Raw genomic sequence first — 17,551 nt, forward strand, 5'->3', positions numbered from 1 at the left:
GCGTTGCCGGTCAAGCTGTGAGGTGTGGGGGAAATGGGATTGATCATCGTAAGGCGTGGATAAGGGCGGCCGTAAACCGGGTGCCACGACGGACATATGAGGACTCATCACGACGTGACGCCGCGTCACGACGTGCTTGTCCGTGCCGTGAGTCGATCTTGATGGGGCTGTTATCCCTCGCCGTACAACCATGCTTAACGCCACAGATGGGGTGGGTGGCACTTGTCGGCTTTAAGCAGATTCATCCGCTAGATCGGTGCGCGCTCCACGCAATACGTTCCTTGATCGGATCCGCGCTCCGGAGAACCCGGAGCTCCGTGGGTCCGCTCGAACATGACGTCTTTCTGGGGAACACCCGTGCACTTCAGCGCCCGCACCACCATGGCCGCCGCCGCCCTCGCCCTCGCGACCGCAGGCATCACCGCCGCTCCGGCCTTCGCCGACAGCTCCCTCCCCGAGGTGCCCGGCGCCGTCTCCGGCACCGCGACCGCCGAAGAGGAGGCGCAGGTCCACCAGGCGGTGGAGCACGCGCCGAAGGTCGAGATGTACTACCACGGCGAGAAGATCGACTCCCGGTCCGACGACCTCGGCGGCGCGCAGGTCTGCGCCGAGGTCTCGCAGGACGGCACGATGGAGTGCTTCGACGACCAGGCCGAGGCCGACGCCTACCTCGCCGAGCACGCGCCGACTCCGCAGGCGCGCGAGGGCGCGGCCGCCCAGAGCGCCCCGAAGGCGGCGCCGGCCGCCACCGCCCTGCGCAGCAGCTGGCTGGACTGCCCCAAGAGCTGGGTGTGCCTGTGGCAGGACGCGGACTTCAAGGGCCGTCGCCTGCAGTGGCCGACGTACGACACCGCGAAGACCCGCCACCTGGACCAGTACAGCCCGAGCTTCCGGGACAAGGCGTCCTCCGCGTACGTCAACCGCCCCCAGCGCGGTGTGGAGCTGTACGACTTCCGCACCGGCATGCCCGACCCGCACCTCTTCCTCGGGGCCGGATACACCCGGTACCCGAACTTCAAGAAGATTTCCTACGCTTACGGTGGTAACTGGAACGACAAGGCCGACGCGATCAAGTTCTGAGAGGGAGGAGCGCGTGATGCGCCCACGGCTGATCCGATCCGCGGCGCTCGCCCTCGGCGCGTGCGTCGCCATCAGCCTCACGAGTGGCTGCGAGTGGACCGACACGACGGCCCAGGGCACCGCCACCGAGCAGGAGACCCTGCCGCCCGACGCCGACAAGAAGCAGTCGAGGAAGAACGCCGACGACTTCCGCGCGTGGGTCGAGGCCAACGGCACCCAGAAGCAGAAGAAGGCGGTGTCCCGCGTACGGCACGTCATCGGCGAGTGGGACGACAAAACCGGCAACGCCTACATCTCCACCGACATCAACGGTGGGACGACGCCGGTCAAGGAGCCCATGGCCACCGCACGCGCGCTCGCCGCGGCCTTCGACGACTGGAAGGACTCCAAGGAGGGCTACGTCTCGGTGTACGACGTCTTCGGCAACGCCCTCGTCACCAACGAGGAGTTCTAAGCCGAGGAGTTCGGAGCTGATGCAGAGTCGGGGCACGGCGCGCCCAGTGCGCCGTGCCTCAGAGTGCGTCCACGATCCACAGCCGGTCGGCGGCATCCGCCGGCCGGGAGACGGGCTCGAGCGCCACCAGCGGCCCGAGCCTCTGGATCACCCGGCACACGGTGGCGGAGGAGACGCCGAACAGGGGCCCCAGCTGCCGCATGGTCAGATTCGTCCGGTAGTACGCCGCGACCAGCAGCACCCGTTCCGCCAGCGGCAGGCTCCGCGGCCGACCCTGCATCGTGCCGTTGCCACCGCGCTCCCGCACCGCCCGCAGCAGCCGTGCGAACTGCGTCACCCGCAGCCCGGTGAACGTCTCCACCCCACCCGTTCAGCACTCAACACCCCAGCCATACAAGGGAAATACCCAGTTCACAGCCTTGTGCAACACCCTTTAAGGTCCGTCCCGCTATTCCCGCCCGGCGATGGCAGGGGCGTGGAGGCTGGCATGATGACCTCCATGACTGCACACCGAAAGGCCGATGCCGCGTAGACGGCCAGGCGCCCTGCGCGCCGAACGATGTGGCCCACGTATCTGGGAGGCCCTGTCCTCCGACCGGATCCACGGCCTCTCTGCCCCCACCAGCCTTGCGATACATCGGGTGGAGTGGCGTTCCGGCGACTACTACGTCTACCCCGGCGCCACTGAACGCGCGTTGCGGCGGTATCAAGAGTTCCTGGCACCGCAGGGATGCGGCCCTCTCTATCCGCGGTACGCGCGGTGCTCATGCCGTGGTTGTTCCTTCGACGACGTGCGGCATGCACGCGACGTACTGGAACAGGTCCTTCAGGAGCTGCCTCCCCGACCTCGCCTGGAGCTGAAACGCCACGTGGTGTTCCTGGACGCCGCATACCTCGGGCGCAGCTTGCCCGATCCATTCGCCCATCAGCGACAGTGGCGCTCTGATCTGTGGTGGCGTCGCCGTCTCGCCGACGGCGAGGAGGGCGGATGACGGCCTTCTGCCCGCTCCGCCGCAGTGAAATGATCACGGCGTGGCTGGTGTGATCACGGCGTCGCAGCCGTCCTGGACAGCCCCGTTCACCGGGCTGAGCCCGCGCTGCTCTGGCAAGTTGGTGAGCGCACTGCGCCGTGAAGGGGCGGACTCGGCCCGGCGGGGCCGACCATGGGGTTTGCCGTTGGAGGAGCAGGTGATGCTGGTCGCGGGGTACTGGCGCACCACCTTGACCCTGCGCCGGCTCACCCCGCTGTTCGGTGTCTCGAAGTCCGCGGCCGACCGCATCATCAACCACCTCGGCCCCCTGCTCGCGTTCAAGCCCCAAAAGCAGTTCCGCAAGGACACCGTGCTCATCGCGGACGGCACCCTGGTGCCCACCCGCGACCGTACGGTGGCCGACCAGTCGAAGACATCTCATGTCGCTGGCGGGGCAAGTAGGCGCTCAGGCAGCTAGATCCATGGCTTGTGCGAAGGCACGGTCGGGGTCGAACAGCGTGCGGTGCTCGCCCAGATCTGGGTGCTCTGCGGGTGGGTGAGCCGCAGGCGCCAGAGGAGGTTTGGTGGCGTCCGAGGAGATGCCGCTCCCCCTCTTCCCACCCGGCGGTCGCCCCGGCCCCGCCTCCGCCCGCGGCGGCAAACTGAAACTGCCCGCGCACCGCATGACCACCGCGACCGTCGCGGGCGCCTACCCCTTCCTCGCCGAAGGTGGCCTCGGCGCTGAGGGCATCTACATCGGCCGCGACGTCCACGCCGAAGCGAATTTCTGCTTCGACCCGTTCGCCCTGTACGGCAAGATCGAAGGCTTCACGAACCCCAACGTCCTGTTGGCCGGCGTGATCGGCCAGGGCAAGAGCGCCCTGGCAAAGTCCTTCGCCCTGCGGTCGGCAGCCTTCGGCTACCGCGTGTACGTGCCGTGTGGCCCCAAGGGAGAATGGCCGCCGGTGGCCGCCGCGCTCGGCGGCACCTCCATCGCGCTCGGCCCCGGGCTGCCGGGCAAGCTCAATCCCCTGGACGCAGCTCCGCGCCCGCCGTCGGTCTCCGAGACGGACTGGGCGAGCGAGATCCGCAAACGGCGCCTGCTGCTGCTCGGTTCACTGGCTCGCACCGTACTCGGGCGGGACCTGCTGCCGATGGAGCACACCGGACTCGACGTCGCCCTGGACGCCGTGGTCACCCGTGCTGTGGCCACCGGCCGCACCCCACTGCTCGGCGACATCGCCACCATGCTCAACAGCCCCGACGACCTCGATGCCGCGGGCGGCCTGACGTCCGGCCGCCTCGTCGACGCCTCGCGCGACCTCGCCCACGCCATGCGCCGCCTGGTGCACGGCGACCTCGCCGGCATGTTCGACGCGCCCCCTCCACCGAGGCGTTCGACCCCAACAGCCCGATGCTCACCATCGACCTGCCACGATTGGGCGGATCCGGCGACGACACTGCCCTCGTCCTCGCGATGACGTGCGCGTCAGCCTGGGTGGAATCCGCGCTCTCCGACCCGGGCGTCGGCCGGCGCTGGATCGTCCACGACGAAGTCTGGCGCCTGATGCGCCACCCGGGACTACTCGCACGCATGCAGTCCCAGTGGAAGCTCAGCCGCGGCCTGGGCATCGCCAACCTCATGGTGATCCACCGTCTGTCCGACCTGCTCACCGCCGGCGACGCCGGATCCCGTGGACGAGCCCTCGCCGAGGGCCTGCTTCGGAGTACGACGCTGTGTCGGTGATGACGGTCTCCGGCTTCCGAGGCTTCGAGATCGGCGATTTGTTCGTGTGCTCATGAACAAGGCCAACAGGCCGAAGACGATGAGTTGGTCGGTCTCCTGGGGGTAGATGATGCGGGTGGAGCAGTCGGCGAGCTTGGGTTCTGACTCAACTTCCGTGGTGACAGCTCGACGACTGGTGCACCAGACGCTGAACGCCTGTTACCAGCAGGTCAGTCCGTTCTCCGAAGCGAGCATGAGCGCGGACAGCGTAGCTTCACAGAAGTTGAGCCAGAACCTGAGCTTGGGCTCTGGTCCACTTCCACGGTCGCGCGCTCGGCGAGGCTGGTGGGCGATGGGTGGGCGCGGACATCAGCGGCGGGCGGTGCCGAGCCTCATTGTTGACGTGGAACGGATGTGAGGCCTGGCTAGCCTTCGGTCCGCCTCTCCAGGCGGCTACCACGCGGCAGGGTAACGGACATGATGTCGCTGAGGCCGTCCAGTGCGATGCGGTGCCATCGCCCGCGCGGAACGATGGCCGCCCTTCCGGCCACCAGCTTAATCTCCTCCTCCTTCCCTCCCGGCTGCTCCGGGCGGAAGCAGAGACGTATCCCGCCGGTGAGGCAGGACACGAGTTCGTCCGCGGCCAAGTGGACTTCCCAATGGTCGCCGTGGACGTCCGCGTCAGTCTCCACATGAAAGGCCATCAACTGCCAGCCGTCCCACTCAAAGTCGAACACGGGCTGCTCGGCGCGTGGGCACGGCCGGCCGTCTCACTCGGCCAGGGCGCGGCGCAGGGCGGCGGTGAGTTCGGCGAGCTGCCGCTGAGACACTTCGGCGGACATGACCGCCAGTGAGCCATGGAAGGTGCCCGGCCACTGGTTCAGTTCGACCGAGACGCATGCCTGCAGCATGCGGAGCGCGTAGGTGATGCCCTCGCCGCGGAGCGGGTCCAACTCGGCGTGGCGGTGTAGGCCGGGGGGAGTTGGACAGGCCGTCGGCCCCGGCCGGGGTGGCGCACGGTGCCCTGCCCCCGGCCCTGGCAGACACCCTCCAGCCCGGTCAGCCGTACATCGCCACGCGGAAGAGAGCCGCGAGCGCGTCGTCGATGGGATGCGGCTGCGGCCTGCCGGCGGAGTCGAGCCTGTTCCACCTCTGGAGGTTTACCGCGACCGACATCTGCCGCCGGCCGTCGGCACGGATCATGGCCAGTGCGCCGCCGCCCCAGACCGTGCCGCCATGGCCCCAGAAGATGGCCTGGCCGGGCCCCTGCATCGGGTGCAGGCCGAGGCCGTAGTCGATCGTCTTCCCCTCTTGGGAGACGACCGGGACGGTGTGCTGCATCTGCGCCAGCGAGGTCGCGCTGACGATCTTCCCGGCCAGCAGCGCGCGGAAGAACTGGTTGAGGTCCGTGACGGTCGATATCAGGGAGGCCGAAGGCCCTACCCATGACATGTCGTAGACACTGTAGTCGCGCGGCGGATCGATCATTCCGAACCACGCCTCGTAGAGCTTCGAATGCGGCCCGTCGACGTAGGGCCCAGTGGGAAGTTCGGTGTCGCGGAGCCCGGCGCGCTCGATGACGGCGCGGGTGATGTACCGCTCGGCGGTGGTGCCGGTGACCTGTTCCAGCAGTTGGACGAGGAGCAGGTAGTTGGTGTTGGAGTACACCCCCGGGGTGCCGCCCGGTGTGCCGACGGCAGGCGCGGTGACTCCCCTCTCGATCAGGTCGACGGGGTCGAACCGCGTGAACCGGTGGTCCTCCAGGCTCTGGGGCCCAGCGTCGGCGAGGTCGGGGAACGCCTTGAGGGAGGGATAGGCGTACGGGAGGTACTCGGCGAGGCCGCTGGTGTGGTTGATCAGCATCCGGACCGTGATGGCCTCACCGCGTTCTCCGGGAACCAGCTTCGGGAGGTACTGGCCGATCGGTGTGTCGAGGCCGATCGCGCCGCACTCGACCTGCTGCAGGATCGCGGCGGCGGTGAAGGTCTTGGTGATGCTGCCGACGCGGTGGCGCATGTCGGCGGTGACGGGATGGCCGGTGACCACGTCGGCGACCCCGGCGGCGCCGCGCCAGACCTCGTCGCCGTCCCGCACCTCGGCGAACAGGCCGGGCATCCCGGCACGGTGGACGTTTTCGACGGCCGCGTCCAGTGCCGCGCCGTCCAGTGGGTTCTTCACGTCATGCGTCCTTTCGAATTCCCCGGGGCGAGCGCCGCGTCGTTCGCCCGGCCCGGGCAACAGGGCACGAGTGGCGTGCCGGCCCTCCCGGCACGCTCATGCACTCATTATGCACGCGGTGCGTGCAACGCCAAGTGCACAGGTAGAATGAGGCCCAGCGAAAGGAGCAAGATGGCAGGCCGCAGGCGTTGGTCGACCGATGAGATCCTGGACGCGGCGGAGGAGTTGCTGCGCACGAGCGACGCGGATTCCTTCAGCGTGCGCAAGCTGGCTGCAGCCCTCGGGACCGATTCCTCCAGCCTCTACCGGCACTTCCGCAACAAGACCGAACTGTTGCGCGCGGTCGCCGACAGGATTCTTCTGGCCGTCATGGAGGACCACCACCCCGAGGGCGACTGGAAGCGGCGCATCATGGCCCTGGCCCTCAAGGTGAGAGAGGCGTTCGGTCAGCAGCCCCAACTCGCCGCGGTGTGGGGGCGCTATGCGTCGAGCGGCACCGGTTCTCGGCTGGTCATGGAGGAGGTGCTGCAGGCACTGCGCGCTGCGGGACTGTCCGATGAGGAGATCCCGACGCGCTACCACCGGATCGCGGTCCTCATCGCTGCGTTGATCGCCTCCGAAGCCGGGGTAAGCACCGTCACGCCCGAAGAGTACGAACAGGGCATGGAGCTGTTCCGTGTGGCGGTTATGGGGGCCGACCCCGAACGCTTCCCGACGCTGGCGCACTTCGCCCGAGATGTCCGCCCCCTCGGGGTGGATCGCAGGGCCGCTTTCGAAGAGATCATCACCGCCCAACTCGCCCACATCGAGGCCGTAACCTCCCGTGCTAGCTGAGCGGCTCCTAAGTGTCGGCAAACGACGGCACCCTCAAGTGGTCAACGCCCCACCCACGGACGATCATGTGATCGTGGGGGCACAGGTGCGTGACTACGGGTTTTCGCCAGCTCGACAGGATGAGACCTGGAGGCGCCGGCGCGAGGGGCAGTCGTTCAGCTTGATCGGGAGGGCGCTGGGGGCACCGATGCAGAGCGCCCGCCGGTCCTGCACCAGAGCGGTGGCGTCCGCCTCACCCCGGGCCCCGGGCCTGGCACGCCAACGCCCCAGGCCACGGGCCAAGATCCGGACCAGGCGCGACCAGCTCGGCTCAGCAGACACCATTCCGCCCATAGCCACAGGCCAGAGGCTGAGACGAGCCTGTACCACCAACAGGCGAAGAACCTCCTTGTCTCGTATTCGCCGAAGAAGCTCGGCTTCTTCTAGACGCACGAAAAAAGGCGCCTGACCTGGGCTTTTGCCGGTCAGGCGCCTTCTGCTCGGCCCGCTCAGAGCAGGGCCCGATTTACGGCGTAACTCCCCGTTCCTCCCACCGCTATCCCGCTTCTGACCAGCTTTTCCGGACCAGTCACGGACCGAAACCCCACTCGCCCCGTAGGTGCCCCGCCCAGGCTGACGCGGTCCCACTCCTGCATGGACTGCTCAATCAGCCGGTTGGCCTGCTCCCGGACGCCGTCCAGGAACTTTGCGTAGTGCCGGAAGAGGACCTCGATGCTCTGGCCCGCGCGGCGAGCGCATTCGGCGGGGTCCACACCGGAGTACAGCCAGAACGAGATCCCGGCGTGCCGGAGATCGTAGGGCCGCTTGGCCAGACCGGCGGCGAGTTCCGTGCGGGTCAGGACATGCTTCCGTGCACGCGCCCACGTAATGCCATACGCGGACGCGTCCACGTAGTTGCCGGCCTGGTTCCGGAAGAGCCGCCCGTCCGACGCCACGCCGAACCGCTTGATGTGCGCGCGCAGGATCGGCACGAACTGCGGCGCATCTCCAGGCAATAGCGGGCGCCCCCGCAGGGGCCGAGGGCAGGGTACGTGTCGTAGGTGAGCAGCGGCTCTGATCCGCGCAGGGGCTGCGGTCGGTTCACAGAGGCCGGGAGTGGTGGTGGCCAGGAGGCGCTGGACCGTGGCAGCGACGATCTCTGCCGACGTTTCGGTGTCGAAGCGGATCCGGTAGCCGGGGACCTTGGCGGTGCCGGTGACGGCGAGGGTCCAGCCGTCGCCGTCGGCGCCGGGGCGGCCGAGTGGGAATCATCTGAGGTAGAAGCGGCCGTCCTTGCTGCTGATGTGGACGTCGGCGCGGTCGTCCACGACGAGGTGGAAGAACTCGGCCTTGAACAGGTCGGCTGGTCAGTGGCACCCTGCACCGCAGCCTGCACCGGCACCAGACAGGGGCCGAGCAGGACCGGTTTCTCGCGGAGGTCGCCAACCGCGTCACCTGTCCCTACAGCCCGACCGACCGCTGCGGTGACACCATCGCGCACTGGTGTCGTCTTCCAGCCGCCGTCACTGCGCACGCCAAAGCCACCGGCCAGGTCGCGGACGCTGACGAGGACCCCGCGGAGTAGGCCAAGCCGCAGCCCGCCCCAGCACCGTCTGGGCTACCAGCCGGTGAGGTTCACGACGCGGGTGCAGTGTGGATCGGAGTCATCCTCTGTCCAGTACTGCTCCTCGTCGAGCAGCGACGGCAGGGATGCAAGCCAGGCGGTGGTGGCGTTTGAAGGGCGCACATCGACGGCGACGGCCTCGGGGGCCTCTGCGGCGTGGAGGTAAAGACGTAGTCGGTCCTCGTCCAGCAAGCAGAACCCGCGCAGCAGAAGGCTCGGCTTCTCTTCCGTGTATGGCTGAGTGAAGCAGCGCAGGATTCCGAGGGCGCGGTCATCCGTGGTGGGGCCCGGTGTGTCCAGGGCTGAGGGTTCTACGCGGACGAGGGCCATGCCCATCACCTGGGTGATGTGATCACTTGAGTAAATGTGGGTGCCCGTGACGAGGGTGCGCAGAACCGCCGTAATGTCCTGCGCCGTCGCTGGTTCGTCGTCCCATTGCAGAGGGATCTCGTAGGCGATCAACTCGTCCGGCGTGTAAGCGCCCGCTTCACCCAAAACAACGCGGATGACCGCAGAGGGCGCAGATATGGGCAGGATGCCCCGGATGAAGTGTGTCCCGGTGACTGGCGCATGGACATGGTGGAGCAGCAGGCGGGTGATATCCGCCTGCTGCTCCACGATTTCGTCGTGCATGGATGTCATTGGTTTACCCAATTCGGACGGTGCCCCCACTCAGGGACACCGGTGTCCCATCTTCGCGAAGTGGCGGTTGGACCTCTTGAGGTCCCACCAGTCGCCCATGAGGCCGCGCACCAGCTGGACCAGTTGGCGAAGACGCTCAGGATCGGGGGTAGGCGCGGTGAACACGTCTGCGAAGGATTTGTCGCTCCATGGCAGTGTGAACACCCAGCACTCGTCGGCTTGGCCCTCGCGTGCGACGCTGAGCCGGTAGGTCAACGTGATGCTGCGGTCCGGGTGGTAATCCACCGTCAGGTCGGTGACATTGAACCTGGTCGCGCCGTCATCGGAGGTGAATGAGTCGGCCAGGACGCGCTCAGCCGACGTGTGAGCCACCATGTGGACCTCTCATCTCGCCTACGGACAGCCCACGTTAGTCACTAGCAGCACGCCACACCTCACGGCTAGGGCAGGAATCGCTCTAGGTCGAGTGCCCGCCCCCGTTCCACTTGCCGGACCATATGGCGGCGCTGGTCCTCCTATCCATCGTGCTGTTCCAGCCGTGCCTCCTCTTGATGTGCTTCCAGCCCCACGTGCGGGTGCCACAGCGCAACGTGTGCAACGTGTGCTTGGCAGGCCCGCGGAAGTAGGTGCGCACGACGTAGTTCCGGCCGTGTTGCCTGCAGGCGTGTTCGGGATTGACGGCCTGCACGCGCCCTGCTGGCCGGGCCCGACGGCACGGTCACCCCACAGCTGGAACCGCTGGCGGACGCTCCCTCACCGTTCCCCGCCATCCAGTGGCTCAAGGAGAGCCCGAACACCAAGCTCCTCGCCCGGCTGGCGTTCCGAAGGGCACGAGCTCAGCCACGAGCTGCTGGATGAGCTCCCGCCCAGCCGGAACCAACGCTACATCCGCCAACTCCTCGTCCACACCGGAGCCTTGGAAGAACGCAGGAAACCTCGAACGCATATCGGGCTGGCTGGAGCACGAACTCGCCGACAAGCCGGCCGCGCACGCCAACCTCGCCCGCCCGTTCCTGCACTGGTTCCTGCTCCGGCGCGCCCGCCAGCGGGCCACCACGCGCCGCCACCCCGCCTCCGCCGACCGCGATCTGCGGCGCCGCGTCAGCGTCGCCCTGGACTTCCTGGTCTGGATGGACCAACGCGGCCTGACCCTCAACACGCTCGCCCAGGAGCACATCGACGGCTGGATCGCCGGAGCCACCAGCCAGCGGCGCTACCTGATCCGCTACTTCCTGAAATGGGCCACGAGCCGCCGGCTCACCCGCGAACTGACCGTCCCCTCCATCCCGAGCCAGGAGCCTCAGGACTTGCTCGACGACGCTCGCTGGCGGCTCCTTCAACGCTGTCTGGCCGACGATGCCCTGCCGACGGACGTGCGGGCCGGCGGCGCGATCACCTTGTTGTTCGGCCTGTCCACCGAACGTCTTTGCCACCTGACGCCTGGACACCTCAAGTTCGGTGACAAGCACGCCCACCTGGTCCTGGGCCGCCACCCCGTCCTGCTGCCTCCACGGCTCGCCGAGCTTGTTCGGCAACTTGCCGAACAGCCCCAACTGCGGCCGCAACTCTCGCGAGCCCATTCAGGTCCTCCGTGGCTCTTCCCGGGCATGGTCCCGGGCAAGCCGATCTCGACGCACGGCATGGCTCAGAAGCTCAACCGGCACGGCATCCCGGTTCGCACCGCGCGCAACGGGGCGCTGGCCGCTCTCGCTGCTGATCTCCCCAGCCCGATCCTCGCCGACGTGACCGGGATGCACCGCCACACCGCCCTCCGCTGGGTCACCTACGCCAGACGCGACTGGGCCGAATACCTCGCCGCCCGAGCCGAAGACGAGGCCGACGAGCGGGAGAAGAAGGGGAATACCGGTGTACGGCTTGACGTGCGTCCTTGAGTACGGGTGGGCGGACACAGGGATGCGTAGGTCCGTGCACCGCTTCGATCCGGGTGAGGGCCGCAGCTCGTTCATACGTCCTGGCCGTGGTGGTGCACAAGGACAGCGAGGAGCCGCGCCAGCTGCTCGCGTTCCGACGGTGTAAGTGGCGCAAGCACCTCGCTCTCCGCTTGGGTCAGCAGTTTGTCGAGCTTCAGCAGTTGGCGGTGGCCCTGCCGGGTGAGGGTAATGACGTTCTGCCGGCGGTCGGCGGGGTTGGGCGAGCGTTCCACCAGTTCGCGGTCGGCCAACTCGTTGATGACCGTGACCATGTCACTGCGGTAGATCCCGGTGTGGGAGACCAGTTCTGCCTGGCTTGCGGGTCCGAACTCGTCCAGCGTGGCGAGTACCGCGTAATGCCACTTGCGGGCATCCGCCCGCACCAGCTTCTCGTTCACTAGACGGTCCGATTGGATCGCGGCCAGTGACAGGAGCCGGGTCCGCAGATTCCGCAGCCGCGCGGCAGTGGCCTGCCGGTCGGCCGAGCGAGCCGTGTCGGGCATGTAGTTGCTCATGCCCGCATCCCTTGCGTTAGTCACACTAACAAAATACTCTGCCCGGCCATGGAATGTTAGTGTGACGAACCAATTGGGGGATGCCATGCCGGTGGCGAACGTGCTGGACTCGACGATGTTCTAGAAGAGGCCGGCAGCGGCATCCCCCTCGTCTTTCTGCACGGCAACCCGAGCTCATCCCACCTGTGGCGCAAGGTGCTGCCCGAAATCGACCTGCCCGCCCGCCTGCTCGCCCCGGACTTGATCGGCATGGGCCGCTCCGGCAAGCCCAACGTGCTGTACCGGTTCACTGACCACGCCCGCTGCCTGGACGACTGGTTCGACCAGCTGGGCCTGGACGGGGTGGTGCTCGTCGGCCACGACTGGGGCGGCGCACTCGCCTTCGACTGGGCGACTCGCCACCCTGACCGGATCCGCGGTATGGCCTTCTTCGAAACCATTGTTCGGCCGATGTCCTGGAGCGAGCTGGGCGACGGACCGCGCTCGCGCGCCCAGGCCATGCGCGGACCCCAGGGCGAGACGCTGGTGCTGGATCAAAACGTCTTCCTGGAGTCGGCCTTCACCGGTGGCGTGCTGAACCCAGTCAGCGAGGCGGACATGCAGGTCTACCGGACGCCGTACCCGACTCGGGAAAGCCGCCGCCCGGTGCTGGAGTGGGCACGCTCGCTACCGCTGGACGGACAGCCGACCGATGTCGCCAAACGGGCCGAACAGTACGTCAAATGGCTGGCAGACAGCGGCAAGGCCCCCAAGTTGCTCCTCACCTTCGATTCCTCGCCCACCTTGCTGATCGGCAAAGAGATAGCCGAATGGTGCGCGGCGAACATTGCCGCGCTGGAAACCCGGCACTGCGGACCGGCTCGGCCAACACCCTGACCGCCACAACGGTCCGCGCCGAAGCTCTCGCTGAACACATGAAAGCCGCCCCTGGCTCCCAGATGACCTGGTTAGCAGGGGGCGGCTTCCATGCGCCTGCCGCTCCATCAGAAACCGCCGTGACCGTGCGCCATACGTGCATCACGTGCGTCGCTCGCGCGTCAAGATATCGCCCGTAACGCACACAACACCCATAATGCACACCAGGCGAAACCGCAGGTCAGCGCCCCTTCCCGGCGGGTTCAAGGATCGCGACACACTCGACGTGATGGGTCATCGCGAAACATGTGGAACAGAAACACGTGAAAGTGGTTGCAGGTCAGCGACTTGCGCGGGCGAAGCAGGGCAGATCGCACGCATGCATTGCGTGCCCTGTGTGCGTGAGATGCGGGAATCTGACGCACGCGGGCGAAGTGCGCTCTGATCGGAACGGCCAACCGCGCCCTCGCAGGCGCGCCGCTGGGCTCGTCGGGATCCTGGGGCCGGCTCAGGTGGAGGCAGCGGTGCGGGACAGTGCGGTGTGCAGAGCGAAGACGCCAAGGAGGCCGCCTGCCGTGAACCGCTGGGCGGTCAGGACGCGGGGTCGGGTGGCCAGAGACTTCGACATGCGCGCTGCGCCCAGCATGATGAGAGCGTTGACAGAGACTCCCACGATGATCTGCACGGCACCGAGCTGAAGCAATTGCCCCCAGGCCGGGCCGGCCTGCGGGTCCAGGAACTGGGGCAGTAGTGCGGCATACATGAGAGCGATCTTGGGGTTGAGCAGGTTGGTCAGCAGCCCCATCGAGAACAGGCGGGCGTCGGAAACCGGAGGCAGGTCCTGGGCCGGGGCGAAGGGCGAACGCCCCCCAGGCTTGAGCATGTCCCAGGCGAGGTACGCCAGATAGGCGGCCCCGGCCAGCTTGACCACCGTGAATGCCACCGGCACCGCGGCGAACAACGCGGACAGGCCCGCAGCCGCGGCCAGTAGGTAGCACACGAACCCCACGGCGGTCCCACTGAGGCTCACCAGACCCGCCCTTCGGCCTTGGGTGATCGCCCGGGAGGCGAGGTGAATCATGTTCGGCCCGGGAGTCAACGCCATGCCCAGTTCGATGAGGGCCACTCCTCCGGCTGCGGTCAGAGTGATCACCGGTCGACCTCCGATAGTTCGCCGGGAAGCCCCTACGAAGCAGGGTCACCCGGTTACAAAGGGCATGGCCACAGAACGAGCTGCGCCTGCCTCGTCCGGCTCAGCATATGGCTTCGCCGCTCGGTATCCTTATGCACCCTGTTGCCGGCCTGACATCAAGGTGAGCCCGCACCCTGCAACGAGGCTGACCCCACCAGTCGGCTCGCCGAACACAATGGCCAGGACGACGACATCGGCGAGCCGGCCGTCCGCGAACCCCTGGATCTCCATCCCCGGGAGCGGGGGCTCCCGTTCCGCGGCCCGAGGTTGCCGGGCCACCGGCGCATGCGCGTTGCGCCGTCGGGCACGGCGACGTCCCAGCTAGGCCGCTGCTGAGGGCGATCCAGGACTGCCGCACGGGTTGTGGGTGATGAGTGTGATCCTCATGGAGTCCGGCCACCGCGCCGTGGCGGTTATTCCGTGTGCAGCACCGTGGCGATGGTGGTGCGGGCCGCCGTCCGGGCGGGGATCAGTGCACCGAGAACGGCGATCGTCACGCCCGCCAGGAACATCGCGGTCAGTTGGGGCGCGTGCCACACGTCCTTCATGTACTCGGGGAAGTCGACCACACCGACGTGGTCCACGACGAGGCGGTGGGCGGCGACCCCGAGGGGGATGCCGAGCAGGGCGCCGATGGCGCCGAGTCCGGCGACCGAGGTGACCGCCATCAGGATCACCTGACGGGGTGTCATGCCGATGGACTTGAGCATGCCCAGGTCCCTGCGCCGTTCGCGGGTGTTGAGCAGGACAGTGTTGAAGACACCGAGAGAGGCGACAAGGGTCAGCAGTCCGGTGAACACGACGGAGAAGGTGATGACGGTGGTGGTGCCGGCGTTGTCTGGGTCCAGCACGGAGGCGTGTACGGCCGGGTCGAGTTTCCCGGCCGCGTCGGCGTAGGCGCGGGCGTCGGCGTCGGGGGCGAGACGCACCGTGTACTCGGTGGCGTGGGCGTGGGGTGCGATCCGGGTCAGGGTCTCCCAACTTGCTTCCAACGCGCGGGCGTTGCCTTCGATGACCTGGCCCACGACGGTCGCGGTGATCTTCTTTCCGTTCAGTTCCAGGATGGTGCGGTCGCCGATCTTCAGGCCGCGTTGGGTGAGAAACGCCGGTCCGGCCACGATCTCACCCGCCGCCTTCGGGGCACGGCCCTTGACGATGGTGCGCTCGTAGAGGGAGTTGTCGCCGCGGTAGAAGTCGGCGAAGACGGGCTGGGTCTGGCCGATCATGTTCGCCTGGGACAAGGCGCGGGCCCGTACCCCCTTCGCGCCTGGCAGGGCGCGCAGCCGTTCCTCCAGTTGTACGTCGCCGAGGCGGGGGACCTTCTCGGTGCCGTCCGTTCCGCCGGTGGTCACCTGGATGCGGGCGCCGTCCTCCTTGGCGACGTTGCCGTAGGCGACCAGGGTGCTGGTCAGTCCGGTCGACAGGGTCACGGTGGTGACGCCGAGGACGATGGCGGCCAGGGTCAGCAGGGTGCGGGCGGGGCGGGCGAAGGGCTGGCCCAGGCCCAGGCTGACGGGGCGCGGCAGCCGGGTGGCACCTAGCATGCGCTGGACGCGCAGTCCGCGCCCGGTGCGGGGTGCGCCGCCGGCGCTGATGGCCCGTGCGGCGGGCAGCCGGTGGGCACGCAGGGCGGGCACCAGTGCGGCGAGGAGTACGAGGGCGGGCATGCCCACGAGGCAGGCCACGGTCGCCCAGGGGCTGACCTCGCCGACCGTCGCCCGACCCACGTCGATCCCGGTGAAGGCGACCTTCACGATCGGTCCGGCCAGAGCGTTGCCGGCCAGTGTGCCCAGCAGACAGCCCGCCAGGGCCGGTACGGAGAGCATCGTCAGGTAGACGGCGACGACCTGGTTAGGGGTGAAGCCCAGGGCCTTGAGGACGCCGATGTGCCGGTAGCCGGAGACGACCGCCCCGCTGACCACGTTGGCGACGATCAGGATCGAGACCAGCAGGCCGAGGATGCCGAACAGGGTCATGAAGGGGAGGTAGGAGTCGGCCAGCGCGGAGAAGGCCTGCTTGAGGGTGAGGTGGGTCTGCGCCCCGGTGAGGGCTTCCTTGGGCAGCATCTTGGTGGCCCGCGCAAGAGAGGTGCTCAGCTCGGCCTCGGTCGAGGAGTGGGTGAAGCGGTAGAGCATCTGAGCGGAGGTGGGGTGCAGTCGGGTCATCTGCTGGGGTGAGACCCAGGCGCTCGCCGACTTGCTCATGCTGGTGGCGAACCCGACGACGGTCAGCGTCGTTCCGCCGGGCGCCTTCAGCTTCGTGCCGAGGAGTTCGGTGCCGGGAGATCCCTGGACGGACCAGTTGACGACGATCTCACCGGGCTTGGTGGCCCAGTGCCCCTCCAGGAGGTCGATGCGGTCCACCGGGCCCGCCGGATCGGCCCGTCCCACCACACTCAGGGTGCCCCCCGCCATCCACAGCCAGTTCTTGGGGATGTCGAGGACGGCCTGTCCGAATGGTCCGGCGGCGGCCTCGACTCCAGGCTGCTTCGCGGACCCCGCCAGCTGCTCCGGGGTGACCTTGCTGGTGTCGAAGGAGGCCACGGTGTGGGCTCCGCGCTGTTCGGCGTACGCCTTGTCGAAAGGGCTCGACGCGGCGGTCAACAGGGTGAGGGCGAGCAGGATCGTCGTGGTGGAGCAGAGCACCACAAGACCGATCACGAAGGTCTGGACCCGGCGGCGTTTCACCGCGGCGCGCGAGGCTCTCCACACGGCCCTCATGCCGACACATCCAGCGTGCGCTCGCGGGCGATGCGGCCGTCTGCGACCTCGATCAGCCGGCTGGCGCAGCGGGTGGCCAGCTGCGGGTCGTGAGTGACGATCAGCAGGGTCTGGCCGATCTGGTTGAGGTCGATCAAAAGGTCCATCACCTGCTCGCCCGACCGGCTGTCCAGTGCGCCGGTCGGCTCGTCCGCGAGGAGGAGGGCCGGGCGATTCATCAAGGCCCGTGCCACGGCTACGCGTTGGCGCTCGCCGCCGCTGAGCGTCGCGGGATAGTTGTTGCGGCGTTTGGCGACACCCAGTTCGTCCAGCAGCTCCAGGGCCCGGCGGCGCGCCTGCCGGGCCGGCGTGCCGGTCAGCTGCGCGGCCAGTGCCACGTTGTCCAGGACGGGCAGGTCGTCGATGAGGTTGAAGAACTGGAAGATCATGCCGATGTGGTGCCGCCGGAACAGTGCCAGGCCCGTCTCGTTCAGATTGCCGAGGTCGTGTCCCTGGACCTCGACGGTGCCCGAGGTCGGCCGGTCCAGGCCGGCCACCATGTTGAGCAGGGTGGACTTGCCGCAGCCGGAGGGCCCCATCACCGCGACCGCGTCGCCCGCTTTGATCTCCAGCGACAGCCCGTCCAGGGCCTTCGCGTCGCCGAACTCCTTGTGTACGCCGTCCAGCCACACCACTGTCGGCCGGGCTCCGTCGTGATCGTTTCTCATGCCCCGAAACCTAGGCCCGGTGGCGATCACTGATCGTCGCCCCCCGGATGTATCCGTGGGCGCGGGTCATCCTGGGGATGTACGAGGGGCAGGGGCGAGCCCCGTCCGGGAGGCCGATGCCTGCCGCGTCGTACACCTGCGAA

The 17,551-nt window shown here is 67.9% G+C and carries 15 protein-coding genes and 4 pseudogenes; 7 read left to right on the plus strand and 12 right to left on the minus strand.

The window, feature by feature from the left end; all coding sequences use genetic code 11:
• The first annotated feature begins 357 nt into the window (after positions 1-357).
• Both ACFVYL_RS23910 and ACFVYL_RS23915 read left to right on the plus strand, forming a co-directional pair.
• Positions 358-1,080, plus strand: a complete 723-nt coding sequence (locus ACFVYL_RS23910; RefSeq protein ID WP_389719302.1) for a peptidase inhibitor family I36 protein — start codon at positions 358-360, stop codon at positions 1,078-1,080.
• 16 nt (positions 1,081-1,096) lie between these two features.
• Entirely contained in the window at positions 1,097-1,534 is a 438-nt protein-coding gene (locus ACFVYL_RS23915; protein ID WP_389719304.1) for a hypothetical protein, read from the plus strand.
• A 67-nt stretch (positions 1,535-1,601) separates the two neighbouring features.
• Here the strand turns inward: ACFVYL_RS23915 and ACFVYL_RS23920 are convergent.
• Positions 1,602-1,927: pseudogene (locus ACFVYL_RS23920) on the minus strand (transposase family protein); the annotation flags it as partial.
• Positions 1,928-2,566: 639 nt separating this feature from the next.
• On the opposite strand from ACFVYL_RS23920, the pseudogene ACFVYL_RS23925 reads away from it, so the two are divergent.
• Together ACFVYL_RS23925 and ACFVYL_RS23930 are read left to right on the plus strand one after the other, a co-directional pair.
• Positions 2,567-2,938 (plus strand): annotated as a pseudogene (locus ACFVYL_RS23925) (transposase family protein); the annotation flags it as partial.
• Between the two features lie 166 nt (positions 2,939-3,104).
• Positions 3,105-4,228, plus strand: a pseudogene (locus ACFVYL_RS23930) (ATP-binding protein); the annotation flags it as partial.
• Positions 4,229-4,656: 428 nt separating this feature from the next.
• Here ACFVYL_RS23930 and ACFVYL_RS23935 read toward each other — a convergent pair.
• The 3 genes from ACFVYL_RS23935 to ACFVYL_RS23945 form a co-directional block, all read right to left on the minus strand.
• On the minus strand, positions 4,657-4,968 hold the full coding sequence (locus ACFVYL_RS23935; RefSeq protein WP_389719306.1) for a cupin: 312 nt from the start codon (positions 4,966-4,968) through the stop codon (positions 4,657-4,659).
• 33 nt (positions 4,969-5,001) lie between these two features.
• Positions 5,002-5,184 (minus strand): alpha/beta hydrolase, encoded by a 183-nt coding sequence (locus tag ACFVYL_RS23940; protein WP_389719308.1) that lies wholly within the window; start codon positions 5,182-5,184, stop codon positions 5,002-5,004.
• A 106-nt stretch (positions 5,185-5,290) separates the two neighbouring features.
• Entirely contained in the window at positions 5,291-6,409 is a 1,119-nt protein-coding gene (locus ACFVYL_RS23945) for a serine hydrolase domain-containing protein (RefSeq protein ID WP_389719309.1), read from the minus strand.
• 171 nt (positions 6,410-6,580) lie between these two features.
• Between ACFVYL_RS23945 and ACFVYL_RS23950 the strand changes: the two genes are divergently transcribed.
• On the plus strand, positions 6,581-7,243 hold the full coding sequence (locus ACFVYL_RS23950; RefSeq protein WP_389719310.1) for a TetR/AcrR family transcriptional regulator: 663 nt from the start codon (positions 6,581-6,583) through the stop codon (positions 7,241-7,243).
• Between the two features lie 488 nt (positions 7,244-7,731).
• Here the strand turns inward: ACFVYL_RS23950 and ACFVYL_RS23955 are convergent, their stop codons facing one another.
• The 4 genes and pseudogenes from ACFVYL_RS23955 to ACFVYL_RS23970 all read right to left on the minus strand — a co-directional run bounded on the left by ACFVYL_RS23955 (position 7,732) and on the right by ACFVYL_RS23970 (position 9,863).
• Positions 7,732-8,214, minus strand: a complete 483-nt coding sequence (locus tag ACFVYL_RS23955; protein WP_389719456.1) for a hypothetical protein — start codon at positions 8,212-8,214, stop codon at positions 7,732-7,734.
• A gap of 126 nt (positions 8,215-8,340) precedes the next feature.
• Positions 8,341-8,583: pseudogene (locus ACFVYL_RS23960) on the minus strand (DUF317 domain-containing protein); the annotation flags it as partial.
• Between the two features lie 257 nt (positions 8,584-8,840).
• On the minus strand, positions 8,841-9,479 hold the full coding sequence (locus tag ACFVYL_RS23965; protein ID WP_389719312.1) for a hypothetical protein: 639 nt from the start codon (positions 9,477-9,479) through the stop codon (positions 8,841-8,843).
• Between the two features lie 39 nt (positions 9,480-9,518).
• On the minus strand, positions 9,519-9,863 hold the full coding sequence (locus ACFVYL_RS23970) for a hypothetical protein (RefSeq protein ID WP_389719313.1): 345 nt from the start codon (positions 9,861-9,863) through the stop codon (positions 9,519-9,521).
• A 479-nt stretch (positions 9,864-10,342) separates the two neighbouring features.
• On the opposite strand from ACFVYL_RS23970, the gene ACFVYL_RS23975 reads away from it, so the two are divergent.
• The gene (locus tag ACFVYL_RS23975) at positions 10,343-11,380 is read left to right on the plus strand and encodes a hypothetical protein (protein ID WP_389719314.1); all 1,038 of its coding nucleotides are present in this window, start codon (positions 10,343-10,345) and stop codon (positions 11,378-11,380) included.
• Positions 11,381-11,451: 71 nt separating this feature from the next.
• On the opposite strand, the gene ACFVYL_RS23980 is transcribed toward ACFVYL_RS23975, so the two are convergent.
• Entirely contained in the window at positions 11,452-11,934 is a 483-nt protein-coding gene (locus ACFVYL_RS23980; protein ID WP_389719316.1) for a MarR family winged helix-turn-helix transcriptional regulator, read from the minus strand.
• A 183-nt stretch (positions 11,935-12,117) separates the two neighbouring features.
• Here ACFVYL_RS23980 and ACFVYL_RS23985 point away from each other — a divergent pair, with 183 nt between their 5' ends.
• Positions 12,118-12,810, plus strand: a complete 693-nt coding sequence (locus ACFVYL_RS23985; RefSeq protein ID WP_389719446.1) for a haloalkane dehalogenase — start codon at positions 12,118-12,120, stop codon at positions 12,808-12,810.
• 487 nt (positions 12,811-13,297) lie between these two features.
• On the opposite strand, the gene ACFVYL_RS23990 is transcribed toward ACFVYL_RS23985, so the two are convergent.
• The 3 genes from ACFVYL_RS23990 to ACFVYL_RS24000 form a co-directional block, all read right to left on the minus strand.
• Positions 13,298-13,942 (minus strand): LysE family translocator, encoded by a 645-nt coding sequence (locus ACFVYL_RS23990; protein WP_389719317.1) that lies wholly within the window; start codon positions 13,940-13,942, stop codon positions 13,298-13,300.
• A 452-nt stretch (positions 13,943-14,394) separates the two neighbouring features.
• Positions 14,395-16,701 (minus strand): FtsX-like permease family protein, encoded by a 2,307-nt coding sequence (locus tag ACFVYL_RS23995; protein ID WP_389719319.1) that lies wholly within the window; start codon positions 16,699-16,701, stop codon positions 14,395-14,397.
• Positions 16,698-17,408 carry an ABC transporter ATP-binding protein gene (locus ACFVYL_RS24000; RefSeq protein ID WP_389719320.1) on the minus strand — a complete coding sequence of 237 codons (711 nt, stop codon included), beginning with the start codon at positions 17,406-17,408 and terminating at the stop codon, positions 16,698-16,700. The genes ACFVYL_RS23995 and ACFVYL_RS24000 overlap by 4 nt, the downstream gene beginning before the upstream one ends.
• Positions 17,409-17,551 lie beyond the last annotated feature (143 nt).

Origin of the sequence: Streptomyces sp. NPDC058308 (assembly GCF_042880275.1) — a bacterium.
In the GTDB taxonomy this organism is placed as follows: Bacteria; Actinomycetota; Actinomycetes; order Streptomycetales; family Streptomycetaceae; genus Streptomyces.